The organism is Natrinema marinum (assembly GCF_024296685.1).
Lineage (GTDB): Archaea > Halobacteriota > Halobacteria > Halobacteriales > Natrialbaceae > Natrinema > Natrinema marinum.
In genome coordinates this window covers 2,647,172-2,659,667 of the sequence record NZ_CP100763.1, presented here as the reverse complement: position 1 = coordinate 2,659,667, position 12,496 = coordinate 2,647,172, and the positions used below count along the sequence as shown (strand labels likewise).

General features: G+C 64.0%; 10 protein-coding genes. 4 read left to right on the top strand and 6 right to left on the bottom strand.

Features of this window, described 5'->3' with window-relative positions; genetic code table 11:
- Positions 1-158 precede the first annotated feature (158 nt).
- Positions 159-2,423, bottom strand: a complete 2,265-nt coding sequence (locus NKH51_RS13240; RefSeq protein WP_254762162.1) for a V-type ATP synthase subunit I — start codon at positions 2,421-2,423, stop codon at positions 159-161.
- On the bottom strand, positions 2,410-2,742 hold the full coding sequence (gene ahaH / locus NKH51_RS13235) for an ATP synthase archaeal subunit H (protein WP_254762161.1): 333 nt from the start codon (positions 2,740-2,742) through the stop codon (positions 2,410-2,412). The genes NKH51_RS13240 and ahaH overlap by 14 nt, the downstream gene beginning before the upstream one ends.
- A 157-nt stretch (positions 2,743-2,899) precedes the next feature.
- On the opposite strand from ahaH, the gene NKH51_RS13230 reads away from it, so the two are divergent.
- Positions 2,900-3,523, top strand: coding sequence for a methyltransferase domain-containing protein (locus tag NKH51_RS13230; RefSeq protein WP_254762160.1), 624 nt, complete (start codon positions 2,900-2,902; stop codon positions 3,521-3,523).
- Positions 3,524-3,548: 25 nt separating this feature from the next.
- Here the strand turns inward: NKH51_RS13230 and NKH51_RS13225 are convergent, their stop codons facing one another.
- Entirely contained in the window at positions 3,549-4,010 is a 462-nt protein-coding gene (locus NKH51_RS13225) for a type IV pilin domain-containing protein (RefSeq protein ID WP_254762159.1), read from the bottom strand.
- 132 nt (positions 4,011-4,142) lie between these two features.
- Positions 4,143-5,384: a DUF7096 domain-containing protein gene (locus NKH51_RS13220; RefSeq protein WP_254762158.1), complete on the bottom strand. Its 1,242-nt coding sequence runs from the start codon at positions 5,382-5,384 to the stop codon at positions 4,143-4,145.
- A 170-nt stretch (positions 5,385-5,554) separates the two neighbouring features.
- Between NKH51_RS13220 and NKH51_RS13215 the strand changes: the two genes are divergently transcribed.
- Positions 5,555-6,886 (top strand): helix-turn-helix transcriptional regulator, encoded by a 1,332-nt coding sequence (locus NKH51_RS13215; protein WP_254762157.1) that lies wholly within the window; start codon positions 5,555-5,557, stop codon positions 6,884-6,886.
- 9 nt (positions 6,887-6,895) lie between these two features.
- Here the strand turns inward: NKH51_RS13215 and NKH51_RS13210 are convergent, their stop codons facing one another.
- Both NKH51_RS13210 and NKH51_RS13205 read right to left on the bottom strand, forming a co-directional pair.
- Positions 6,896-7,591, bottom strand: a complete 696-nt coding sequence (locus NKH51_RS13210; RefSeq protein ID WP_254762156.1) for a hypothetical protein — start codon at positions 7,589-7,591, stop codon at positions 6,896-6,898.
- A 216-nt stretch (positions 7,592-7,807) separates the two neighbouring features.
- On the bottom strand, positions 7,808-8,803 hold the full coding sequence (locus NKH51_RS13205) for a radical SAM protein (RefSeq protein ID WP_254762155.1): 996 nt from the start codon (positions 8,801-8,803) through the stop codon (positions 7,808-7,810).
- Between the two features lie 125 nt (positions 8,804-8,928).
- Here NKH51_RS13205 and NKH51_RS13200 point away from each other — a divergent pair, with 125 nt between their 5' ends.
- Positions 8,929-10,461, top strand: coding sequence for a sensor histidine kinase (locus tag NKH51_RS13200; protein ID WP_254762154.1), 1,533 nt, complete (start codon positions 8,929-8,931; stop codon positions 10,459-10,461).
- Positions 10,462-10,563: 102 nt separating this feature from the next.
- Entirely contained in the window at positions 10,564-12,477 is a 1,914-nt protein-coding gene (locus NKH51_RS13195; protein ID WP_254762153.1) for a PAS domain S-box protein, read from the top strand.
- Positions 12,478-12,496 lie beyond the last annotated feature (19 nt).

The window sequence follows — 12,496 nt, the reverse complement described above, 5'->3', positions numbered from 1 at the left end:
CCCAGCGTCTTCTTAAAACTTCCCAAACTAAACTGCCGATTCTGGCGTCCTAACCCTTGATACGCGCCGTCCAGAGGTATTATCCTTTCGATATGGGTGGCAAAATACGAGGGTGGCTACCAAACGAACCGGTAACGAGGTGGCGCCGACGATCGACGTTAGTTGTCGTCGTCGGATCGAATGCCGCCGAAGGGCTCGAACGCTCGACCGCCGCCCTCGTAGAACTTGTTGAAGAACTCGACGTACTCGAGACGGATCCCCTGCAGACCGGCGCTCGTGACCCCGAGCAGGAGAACGACGATGTGGCCGAGGACGAGGATGAACACGCCGATGATGGCCAACACGATGCCGCCGTGAAGCAGGCCGCCGAACATGACCTCGGTCACTTCGTGACCGTGGTAGGTGCCCTGCTCGAGCATGTGCTGTGGCGCGTGGCTGGTGCCGAAGTGCCACTCCGCGCCCGAATCGGTCTCGACGACGTACACCCCGAAGAAGAGCATATTGACGACGAACGCCATGCCTGCCTTCGCCAGGATGACCGCCGCGATCCGGAGATACGAGAGGACGTCACCGAGGACGTTGAAGCTCTCGAGACCGCCGATGATGATGCCGAGGACGCCGTAGTGTTTGACTTCGCCGTAGACCATCGTCACGAACCCGACGACGGCAAGCGAGAGCCCGACGAAGAGTCCGACTTCCGCGGAGAAGCCGGTGAAGCCGAGCTCGTAGGCCGCCTCGGACCCGGTTCCGAACGAGGTGAACAGGAAGTCCGGCTTGACGCTATCGGCGTGGCGGCTGAAGATCCAGACCCAGACGCCGATCATGAGCAGCGCCCACGAGCCGTTCTCGAGGAACGCGTCACCGACGCCGTGGTCGAGATCGTTGATGAAGCCGAAGACGTACCCGAGGGTCAGGTGGGCGAGCCCGATGATGACGCTCAGCATCAGCCACGTCTGACCGTACTTCGCGTACACGGGCTGGAGTCCCTTGTGCAGCGGCGGGCTGCCGCCGAAGACGATGTCTCCGAGGAAGTGCATCCCGAAGAACTCGCCGTACAGGATCCCGAACAGCATCGTGAATCCGCCGGCCCAGATACCGATCGCACCGAGGCTGCGGATAATGTCCTCGTCGAAGCGGCTGTACAGCAGATAGCCCGCGCTGGTGTACAGCATTCCGTACCCGAGGTCACCCAGCATGAAGCCGTAGAACGCCGGGAACGTCAGCAACAGGACGATCGTCGGATCGAGTTCGCTGTACTTCGGCCGGTCGATCAGCCGCAGCAGGAACTCGAACGGCTTCGCGGGGCCGATGTTGTCCTGGACGACCGGGGGCTCGTCGACCATCGTCACGATGCCGCTGCTCGCGGTCGTCGTTCCGCCGTCGGCGGCCACTTCCCGCGTCGCGACCTCCCGCTCTTCTTCGTCGGTCGTCTCGTCTTCGCCGCCGGGTCCGCCGTGGTCGACCTCTTCCGTGTGCGTCGGATACCCCTCGTCGTTGTAGTCCGCGCGGACGAGTTCTTCGATCTCGACGCTGTCGCCGACGGCGTCGTTCAACGCCGCGACGAGCCGGTCGTACTCGTCGGTGGGGAGCCAGCCTTCCGCGACGAACGCGTGCTCGGTCGTCGCGAACTGCAGCGGCGCTTCCGCCTGCTGGACCTCAACCGTCAGCTCCTCTTCGACCCGCAGGAGGAAGCCGGCTTCCTCGCGTTTGACCGCCTCGAGCTCCGCATCGATCTCGTCGAGCTGGGACTCGAGGTCGCGCTTTCGATTCTCGAGCTCCGAGACGTAGTCATCCGGGCTCTTGTCGGTCTCGGGCACCTCGTAGCGGGTGAACTCGAGGCCGACCAGCGCGTCGTCGATCGGACTGTCGCCGGCGTCCTCGGCGGGCGCGGCCACGATGGCCACGATGTCGCCGCCGGTGAACGTCTCGAACGCGCGGATCTCCTCAGCGTCGGCGACGGCCGCCTCGACGTCCTCGTGAGAGCCGTCGCCGACGAGCACGTCGACCGTCTCGTACCCCGACAGCAGGTCGAGGTCGATGCCCAGTTCCGCGAAGGGCTCGACGCGGTCGATCTTCTCGTTGACCGTGCGCAGTTCGTCGTTGATCTCGGTCTGGCGGTCGTCGAGTTCGTTGATCCGCGTGCGAATCTCCTCGAGTCGCTCCTCCCAGCCGGCCGTGAGCGCACCCGGTTCGGCCTCGTCGGCCGACAGATCGAGGGTACTCTCGAGGGCACGGACGGTCACCAGTTTCTCGGAGGCCTCCTCGGCCCCTTCGATCGGGTTGCCGTTGTCGAACGCCTCCCACGAGCCGTCGTAGTCCGAGAGGTCGACCAGACTCAGCTCGTGAACCGTCTCGATGACCGTGGGCATCACGCCCTTGGAGCCGGCCACCGACACCTTGCTCATCCGCTCAGGTCTGAGCATGGACGTCCTCCTGGAACAGTTCGACGACGTGGTCGGTCACTTCGTCGATCCGATCCCGGGCGCGCTCGGCGAGCGCCTCTCGCTCGCGTTCGCCCTCTTCGAGGACCTGCTCGCACTCCGCGTCGATCTCCTCGCGAGCCTCCTCCAGGCGGCGCTCCTTCAACTCTCGCGCCTCCTGTTCCGCTTCCGTGCGAATCTCCTCGGCACGTTCCCGGGCCTCGGCTATTCGCTCGTCGCGGTCGTTCGTTGCCTGTGCGACGATCTCGTCGGCCTCGTCCTCCGCCGACTTAATTCGTTCGAGAACCTCTGGCCTCGGCATACTCTAAGCAGTCGAACGTTTGCCAGAGCGCGTATATGGTAGTTGCGAAAGTCCCTCAGCGCGAGCGCGCTGTGGCCGACCGGTAAGTACGAGTTACTCCCGGCAGCCAGCGTGCAGAACAGCAGACATATGCCGTTCGGACCGAAACTCTCTGACAATGGGTGTTCTCGAGAACAAGGCCCGCGCTCGACTGTTTTACAAGTACCTCTCGCGGGTCTACGACCGGGTGAACCCCTTCGTCTGGACCGAGACGATGCGCGCCGACGCGCTCTCCTTGCTCGAGTTCGACGATGATATGACCGTCCTCGACGTCGGCTGCGGGACCGGCTTCGCGACCGAGGGACTGCTCGAGCACGTCGACGAGGTCTACGCCGTCGACCAGAGCGAACACCAACTCGAACAGGCCTACGAGAAGTTCGGTAAACGCGCCCCGCCGGTCCATTTCCACCGTGGCGACGCCGAGCGGCTCCCGTTCGCGACCGATACGTTCGACATCGTCTGGTCCTCGGGGTCGATCGAGTACTGGCCCACCCCAATCCTCGCGCTCCGGGAGTTCCGTCGGGTTCTCAAACCCGGCGGTCAGGTGTTGGTCGTCGGACCGAACTACCCCGACAACCCGCTCACGCAGCGACTCGCCGACGCGATCATGCTCTTCTACGACGAGTACGAGGCTGACCGGATGTTCAAGACCGCCGGCTTCGAGGACGTGAAACACGCGTTCATGGGCCCGTCCTACGACCCGGACGTCGCGATCACGACGATCGGTCGCGCACCCGAGTAACCGACAATCCGTTTCTCCCGCAGGGTCACGTCGCCGTCGTCTCGAGCCTGGCTATCTGTCGCCCGTCGACGGCAAGCGTGACGGTGACCGAATCGCCAGTCGCGAACTGCGGACTATTCGTTCCGGCGACGGACAGTCCGGCTCGCTCCCCCGGCGACCACTCCGGGTCGGCTCTCGCGTTGAACGGCCCGTCCGGTGTCCCGTCGAACCCGCTCGCCCCGACGAACGGAACGGGAGGCTGTTGTGCCAGTTCCGTGCCGTTTACCGCGATCGTCACCGACAGTGCCTCGACATCGATCGCGTCGCCCGCAACGTGGTCGATCACGATCTTTGAGCGGTCCCCGTCGGCCGACAGATCGAAGCTCCCGGTCGGTCCGGCGGACTCGAGGCCCATTCCACTAACGCCGACGGCGACGACGACCGCTAGGCAGACGGTGAGCGCGAGCAAGACGAGGACGCCGACGATCGGACTGACGGCGCGATTCATACTCGACCGAGACGGCCGGTCGCGTTCCCCTCCGATCACGCACCGCTCTGGCCGCTCCTTCCCGTATAAACCTCCGCGCGAACCCCGGCGCACTTCGCACGGAACGGACGATTAGTGTCTCGCGCCTTCGTCTTATCGCGTCACGGTCGCGTTGACGGTTCCGCTCGCCGTTTTCGCCTCGAGTTCGTGCGAGCCGATCAGCGGGATGACCCAGAGCGTTCCGTCGTCGCCGGTTCGACCGACTTCGACTCCGTCGAACGTGATGGCGGCGTCGACGGGCTCGTTCGTCTCCTGATCGGTCACGGTCACCTCGACCGGTCCGGTCCGCGCCGTTTTGTTCATCGTCATGTTGAGCCCGTCACCGATCCACGGTCCGACCGCTCTGTCGGTCTGCGGAAGCGACGACGCCGTGAGAACCTGTATTTCGCGGAACACCTCCCCGGTTCCGCCGTCGAGATAGACCTCGAGTCGCCCCTGCGTGTGGCCGAATTCGGTCCAGTAGTAGTTCTCCGGCGTCTGACTGTTGTCCTCGAAGGATAACCCCTGTTTGTGCTCATCGGTCCAGGGATAGAGGCTTCTCGAGTGCTCGAGTGCTTCTTCTAAACTTGCAAACCTGTCGGGCGCTGTTCGGTCGCGATTGTCGAACCGAACCGTCTCGACGACGTACCGATCGCCGGATATCAGCGACAGGCTATACCCGTTCTGTGACGTCGAGACGGAAACATCGTGATGGCCGTCGATCGGCGTCTGGGTGCCCTGTGTGATCGTCTCCCGGAGTGGGGTCTGATGGAAACCGAACGTGAGCGTGTCGGCGCGTATTTGTCGTTTCGAAATCGAGTACTCCGATACCCGATTCGATCTGACGTATAGTTCGTCTAGACGTTCCGAAAGCACCGCCGCTTCGTTGTGATTTCGTAACAGCGTTTGAAGTAGTCCGGCCGTCGAGAGCTCTCCGGCCGCATGCGCACTCACCGCCGCTCGTTCGCGTTGCTCGAGTTCGTTTGCACGTTGCATAAGCTGTTCGTACGCTGTTTGGAGCATCGCTGCCCGTTTCTCGTCGGATGCGCTTTCGAATTCCTTGCCGACGATAGCGTACTGCTGATGGTCGATTCGGAGCCCGTCGTCGGCGCTCGCAAGCGCCATTCCGAGACCGGGGCGGTATTCGGTGTACCCGCTTCGGACGTCACCAGTGAGCTGGAGCCGGTTCGTCGAATTGGTAACCTCGGCTTGTACCAGTAGTGGGGAAACTTGCTGCTGAACGACTGCGGGAGAGCCGTCGTCAGCCCCGCCCGCTGGCTCTCCGGCGGCGACGGTCGCCAGAGGAACCGAGAGGACGAGAAGGAACGCGAGGAGGGCAGGGGTCGCGTTGTTCATCGCACCACCGTACGCACTCCTGATACAAAAACAGGTCGTCTATCGTCGAGACCGTGAACCCACTCGTTTTAGGACCGTTCAGGGCTTCTGATACCGTTCAGAGCCGCCGGTAACGTTTTATTTTTCGATGGAAAGGGTTTTTTCCCCCGGGAAACCACCCGTTGGTACGCATGCGGATTACCACTGCCGCCACACTCGCCCTCGCGGTCCTCCTCGCTACAACCACGCTGGGGGCAGTGGCCGCCACACCGTCGGCTCAGCCGTCACCGACGGTCGAGCGGTCCCCATCGGCGTCGCCCTCTCTCTCCCCAGCCCTCGAGCGATCGGATGCCGTCTCGCCCGTTTCGACCACCCCGCCGCCGCTCGAGCGTCCCGCCACTTGGCAGGTGATCGAAGTGCAGGTCACCGACGACGGGGACGCGAAGTGGACGGTCGAAAGCCGGTTTCTCATCAGCAACGACATTGACGAGGAGACGTTCGACGAATACGCTGCAGCGGTCATCTCCGGTCAGCGACCGGCACCGTACGATCGACAACTGTTCGCAGAACACGTGGCTCGCGCGGCCGAATCGACCGGCCGCGAGATGACGATCGAAAACGCCGACTGGGACGAGCCCCGGATCGAACGGATCGAAGCTGAAGCCGAGGCCGAGGGATCGGGGACCGGCGACGAGGTCCGGGTCGGTATCCTCTCCTACTCGTTTACCTGGACGAATTTCGCGACCGTCGACGGCGATCGTATTCACGCTGGTGAGGCCCTCACCACGGCCGACGGGCCGCTGATTCGGACGTTAAGCGATGGCCAGCGTCTCGTCATCAGACCGCCGAACAACTACGGCTTCGTCGATGCCCCGACGGGGACGGAAGACGGTGCGCTCGTCTGGAACGGCCCGCACCGATTCGAAGCGGACAGTCTCGAGATCACGATCCTTCGCGGCGCCGGTCCGCAGCCGTTTTCGGGTTGGAGCCTGCTGATCGGCGGCTTCCTCGTGCTTACGGTTCTCGTCGGCGCTTCCAGTTATCTGCTCGCCCGTCGGGGAGTCGCGGTCGATCGATCGCTTCCGACCGACCGCCTTCCGTCGATCGGGCTGCTCGAGACACTCGGGCTGTCGGAACGCCTCGGAAACCGCGCGAACGCCGGCGAGGAGCGGCGGCGCCCCACGGCCGAGGGCGACGGCGGGTCGCCGACGGTTCCGAGCGCGACGGCCGAATCACCGCCTCCGGAACGATCCGTGACGGGGACGGAACTCGAGTTCGAGGAACCCACCGACGACGGCATCGATCCGGAGCTGTTGAGCGACGAGGAACGCGTCCTTCGCCTTCTCAAGCAAAACGGCGGGCGGATGAAGCAGGCGTCGATCGTCTCCGAGACCGGGTGGTCGAACGCCAAAGTCTCGCAGTTGCTCTCGAAAATGGACGACGACGACGAGATCGAGAAGCTTCGGATCGGGCGGGAGAACCTCATTACCTTGCCCGGGGTCGATCCGACCGCGGTCGACTGATCGACTCCGTCACTGTGCAGTAGCGTTCGCGGACCCCGCGTTCGGCTCGTATCGGATCTCTTTGCCCACGGCGTCGTAGATGTCGTCCCAGTCTTTGTCCTCGTCCATCAGGAAGACCTCGACTGTCAGCGGCCCCGAGCCGAACTCCTCGATGCCGGCCGGTCGCACGTCGATCTGGAACGTTCCGTTGTCCGTCATCCGAACCTCCCCCGTGCGTTCGATGATTTTCCGGTTACCCGGTCCCTCGTTGATCTTGACGAAAAAGTACGGTTCGCCCACGACATCCCCGTGGCTCGCCGGGTCCACCCGCTCCATGCTGGTATTGGCGACGACCTCGAGGTTGAAGTTCGAATAACCGCCGGTACCGTTTACGGGCGTTTTGTCGACGAACCGGACGCTCTCGATTCGATCCTGATGTTTGTGCTCGAGGGGCCGGTTCGGCTCCTCGGGCGGGTACCAGGCCGCGTTCGCCGTGTCGTCCCCGCCGTCTGTCCCCTCGTCCTCGTCACCCGCGCTCGTCTCCGTCTCGTCTGTGGGGTCGGTGTCATCCGTCGTCTCGTTCGTCTCCCCGTCACTCAGGGGCTCAGTTTCCTCATCGTCCGTTTCGTTCGGCGACGCATTCGTCTGTGATCCTCCGAAGGCGCTACACCCCGACAGGACCACGAGCAGTGCGACCGCGACGATAGCGGCGTTTCGAAATTGCATCGTAGCCCTTCTTCCGGAAGGGGAGCCATTATTACAGCCCGGATAAGCGGTTCGTACCCGTTCGGCGATGAACGCACCCGAGAGGCGCTATATCTGCCGTTTTATCCCCTTTCACGCTGTGGAACGATCGCGAAGACGCGCAAAAGCGAGCCCGAGTAGAAAATATCCGTCAAAAATGTCGCGCCCACTCGTGGTGCTCTGTCGCGGTTCAACGACTTACGCTAACGGCGTCCGCTCGACGACCTGCCCGTCGTAGGTCGGATACTGCTCGACGATTTCACCGTCCTCGAGGTCGCCCTCGTCGATCATCTCCTCTAAGAGCCACCAGGCGACCTCGACGTGGTCGGTTTTGACGGTGTAGAACTCCTCGGGGACGCCGAGCGCTTCGAAGCGCTCGGGGTCGGCGTACGTTTTGCCGTAGACCAGCGTGCCGTCGTCGGTGATGTCGTCGAACTCGCGGCGGACGTTGCGGGCCATGCGTTTGAGCCGACGCCGGTGCTGGGCCGCGTCCTTGAACACGGAGGTGCAGAAGTAGACTCGCTCGTGGTCGCCCATCACGTCGAGGATGTCCTCGCGGGAGCCCTCGACGGCGCTCATGTGGTCCTCTTTGAGCTCGAAGCCCTGTTCCTGCATTCGGCGGTAGTTCCCCTGGGACATCTCGAACTCGTTGACGTTGCAAAAGTCCGCCGCGCCCTCGTCTAAGAAGTCGAGGAACTCCTCTTCGGCCCGGATGCCGGGGATCTCGAACGCGGGTGTAAGTCCCTCTTCGCGGGCGGTATAGAGGATCTCTTCCCACTCGGTGCCGTGGAGGTCGCCCCACTGTTCGTACGGCGGGTGGAACCGAATCTCGTCCAGCCCGGCCTCGCTGAGGCGACGCATGTTCTCGCGGCCGCCGGTGATGCCGGTGTAGAGATGGGTGTGGTGGTCCGCGCCGAATTCGTCTTTCAGGAGCTCGAGGTAGTGACAGGTCCGGTCGAGGGCCTCCTGGGGTTCGCCGCCCGTGATCGAGGTGCCCAGCGCGTCCATCCGTTTGGCTTCGGTGAGCACGTCCTCGTCGCTCTCGACGAGCCGTTCGTTGGCGTAGACGTCGGTGACGTTCTTGCGGTTCTCGCCGAGCGGGCAGTAAAAGCAGTCGCGCTGGTCGCAGTAGCCGTAGACGAACAGGACCATCTTGCCGCCTTTCGCACACTGCTCACAGCCCCTCGAGATCATTCGAGAGAGCCTACCCGTCCGAGACTCAAAAGCCGTGCGAAAACGAGCGGACCGCGGTGTGCCCGACGGTCACGCGGCGCAGCCGCACTCTTATTATGTCGTGGTACCCAACAGTCGCTCAGTAAATGCCCCCCGGGATCCACGTTCTGTGCGTCGACGACGACCCGGACGCCTGTGACCTGTTGGCGACCGTCCTCGAGCGGACGAGCGACGACATCGACGCGTCGACGGCGGGCAGCGCCGCCGAGGGGCTCGCGGTGCTCGACGACGATCCCGCGGCGGTCGACTGTATCGTCAGCGACTACGAGATGCCCGGCATGGACGGGATCGAGTTTCTCGACGCGGCTCGAGAGCGCGATCCCGAGATTCCCTTTCTCCTGGTAACCGGGCGGGAGCCCGCTGCGATCGCGAGCGAGGCACTCGCGGCCGGCGTCACTGACTACTGTCGGAAAGGTGGCACCACCCAGTACGAACTGATCGCCCACCGGGTCGAACGCGCCGTCGAACAGCGCCGCACGGAGCACGCACTGTACACGTCCGAGCGCGAACTCGAGCGCTTCGAACAGATCGTCGGTCTCGCACCGACGGCGCTGTTCATCCTCGACGCCGACGCGACGATCGTCTGGTGTAACGACGAGTACGCCGACGTGTTCACCGAGGACCGCGCTGAACTCCTCGGGATGCCGTTTCCCGAGCTCGTCGAACGCGGCTACTATCACGAGCGTGTGACGACCAAGTACGCCGACGAAGTTCGGACGCTGCTCTCCTCGCGGATCGACTGTGACCGCGCGAAGTATCAGGTTCGGTTCCGGTCGCCCGACGGTGAGGAACGGATTCACGACGTTCACACGGAACTCCTGCCCCTCGACGACGGCGAGTTCACCGGTACTATCCACGCCGTCCGCGATATCACCCGACGGCGTCGCTACCGGCGCGAGCTCGAGCGCCAGAACGAGCGCCTCGAACGGTTCGCGACCGTCGTGTCCCACGACCTGCGAAATCCCTTGAACGTCGCGCAGGGCCACCTCGAGCGCCTCGAGAAATTCCGCACCGACGGCGATGTGGAGGGAGACGACGGCGACGCCGAGGACGCGCTTCGAGCGTCCGTCGGACCGCTTCGGCGCGCGCTCGATCGAATGGACGAACTGATCGAGGACCTCCTCTCGCTCGCCCGTCACGGTCGGTCCGTCGACGACCCGGAACCGGTCGACCTCCCGTCGCTCGTCCGCGAGGCCTGGGAGGTCGTCGATACGGCCGACGCGACCCTCGAGTGTACGGTCGAGGGACCGATCAGTGCCGACGAGGGCCGCGCGAAGGCGCTGTTCGAGAACCTCTTCCGAAACGCGATCGAACACGGTGGCCCGGACGTAACCGTTACCGTCGGGCCGCTCGAGGGCGGCGTCGCAGACCACCCGTCGCAGACGGGTTTTTACGTCGCCGACGACGGTCCGGGGCTCGAGGCCGACGCCGACGACATATTCGAGTTCGGGCTGACGACGACGGCGGACGGCACCGGGTTCGGCCTGGCGATCGTCGAGGGGATCGCCGAGGCACACGGTTGGACCGTCACTGCGGACAGCGACGGGGACGGTACCCGTTTCGAGATTCGCGGCGTCACCGTACCGAGGGACGGGTCCAGACCCCGAAACTCCACGTAGCGGCATCGCTCGGGCCGAACGAGACAGTCGGCGCCGATACGAAACCACTCACCGTTGGCCTATAGACTTAATTGATCCGATTCCCACCTAGCTCTTGTATCGATGGGAAACGCTTTCCATGTCCTCTGGGTCGGTGACGATCAGGAGCCGACCGTGCAGGCACTCGACCGGCGCCCTGATGCGTTCACCGTAACGGCTCTCCCGACGCCGGCTGCTGCGATTTCCCGCCTCGAGCGAGAGGATGCCGATTGCGTCGTCATCGGGACCGACACGACCGGCGCGGCCGAGACCGACGGCGTCGAGTTTTGCCGAACCGTCCGCGAGCGCGCGCCGTCGCTGCCCGTGATCGTCTGCATCGACGAGTCCGGAGCGCGAGCCGAGGCGGCGCTCGCGGCCGGTGCGACGGACTTTCACACGCTCTCGAGCAACCGCGACGGGGGCGAGCTGCTGGCGAGTCGCATCGAACTCGCAGTCGGCCGCGACGGAGCCGAGACGCGACGCGACCGCGACCCGACTGACGCGACGGACGATCGAACCGACGGCGACGCGCCAGCCGCGACGCGACCGGCGTCGCTCGCCGAGACCTTCGATCCCCTCACTGACCTCGACCGCTTTCAGTCGTTCGCCGATCGGATCGCCGATCCGACGTACGTCCTCGACGATCGGGGACGCTGTCTCCTCGTCAACGATGCACTCCTCGAGTACACCGGCTACGACCGGGACTGGATCGAAGGGCGACAGGTCGACGAGATTATCGCCGATTCGGACTACGAGACCGCGACGGAGACCATCGAGCAACTCTACGATCGAACTGATCGCGTTCGTGATTCGTTCGAAGTTACGATTCGGGGGGCCGATGGGAGCACGCGGATAGCCGAAGCGCACGTCTCGGTAATCACGGCCGACGGAGGCGATTTCGCTGGTTCAATCGGTGTACTCCGAGACATCACCAAGCGGAAGGAGCACATTCGGGAACTCGGCCAGTACGGGGCGATCGTCGAGACTGCCCCGGTCGGACTGTTCGTGGTTGACGAGGACGGCTACCTCCGCTGGCACAACGAGGAGTTCACGGCCGATATCGGTATCGAACGGGAGATCGTCGGCACTCACTTCACGAAATTGGTCGACGAGGGATACATCTCCGAAGAGGTCCTCGAGAACCACCTCGAGCGCGTTCGCCGGCTCCTTTCCTCGGAAAACGACGACGACCGGATCACCTACGAGGGGGAGTGGGTTGACGCGAACGGCGAACGCGGTGTTACCGAGTTCAGCATGGGACTGCTCCCGCTCGAGGACGGCGAGTTCGCCGGCACCGTCCACGCGTTTCGGAACATAACCGAACGCGTCACGTATCGTGAGGAACTCGAGCGCCAGAACGAGCGCCTCGAGAAGTTCGCCAGTCTCGTCAGTCACGACCTCCGCAATCCGTTAAACGTCGCACAGGGTCATCTCGACCTGCTCGAGACGGAGTGCGAGAGCGAGTCGATCGGCGAGACGCGGTGGGCGATCAACCGCATGGAAGAACTCATCGACGATCTGCTCGCGCTGGCCCGCTACGGCCGGACGGTCGCCGACCGCGAGCGTATCGAACTCGCCGATCTCGCCGAGGTAGCCTGGGCCGGAGTCGACACCGCCGACGCGACCTTGGTGGCGGATCTCGAAGGGTCGATCACCGCTCACAAGGGACGCGTCCGGGAACTCCTTGAGAACCTCTTCCGAAACGCCGTCGATCACGGCGGCGATGACGTCACCGTCACGGTCGGCCAGTTAGAGAGCGACACCGACCCTAGTGGCTTCTTCGTCGAGGACGACGGCTCGGGGCTGCCGGATACCGACGATATCTTCGAGTTCGGACGTACGACGGCCGACGACGGCACCGGGCTCGGGCTGGGCATCGTCACCGAGATCGCCGAAGCACACGGCTGGCAGGTCACTGCCTGTGACGGCCAGGACGGCGGCGCGCGCTTCGAGATCCGGGGCGTCACCATCCTCGAGGAGGAGCAACCGGCCGGCTAACGACGCCTCATCGATTCGA

Bases quoted from the DNA above. Each gene is read 5' to 3' on its own strand.
- NKH51_RS13240 (WP_254762162.1), bottom strand. From the start codon at position 2,423: ATGCTCAGACCTGAGCGGATGAGCAAGGTGTCGGTGGCCGGCTCCAAG.
- ahaH (WP_254762161.1), bottom strand. From the start codon at position 2,742: ATGCCGAGGCCAGAGGTTCTCGAACGAATTAAGTCGGCGGAGGACGAG.
- NKH51_RS13230 (WP_254762160.1), top strand. From the start codon at position 2,900: ATGGGTGTTCTCGAGAACAAGGCCCGCGCTCGACTGTTTTACAAGTAC.
- NKH51_RS13225 (WP_254762159.1), bottom strand. From the start codon at position 4,010: ATGAATCGCGCCGTCAGTCCGATCGTCGGCGTCCTCGTCTTGCTCGCG.
- NKH51_RS13220 (WP_254762158.1), bottom strand. From the start codon at position 5,384: ATGAACAACGCGACCCCTGCCCTCCTCGCGTTCCTTCTCGTCCTCTCG.
- NKH51_RS13215 (WP_254762157.1), top strand. From the start codon at position 5,555: ATGCGGATTACCACTGCCGCCACACTCGCCCTCGCGGTCCTCCTCGCT.
- NKH51_RS13210 (WP_254762156.1), bottom strand. From the start codon at position 7,591: ATGCAATTTCGAAACGCCGCTATCGTCGCGGTCGCACTGCTCGTGGTC.
- NKH51_RS13205 (WP_254762155.1), bottom strand. From the start codon at position 8,803: ATGATCTCGAGGGGCTGTGAGCAGTGTGCGAAAGGCGGCAAGATGGTC.
- NKH51_RS13200 (WP_254762154.1), top strand. From the start codon at position 8,929: ATGCCCCCCGGGATCCACGTTCTGTGCGTCGACGACGACCCGGACGCC.
- NKH51_RS13195 (WP_254762153.1), top strand. From the start codon at position 10,564: ATGGGAAACGCTTTCCATGTCCTCTGGGTCGGTGACGATCAGGAGCCG.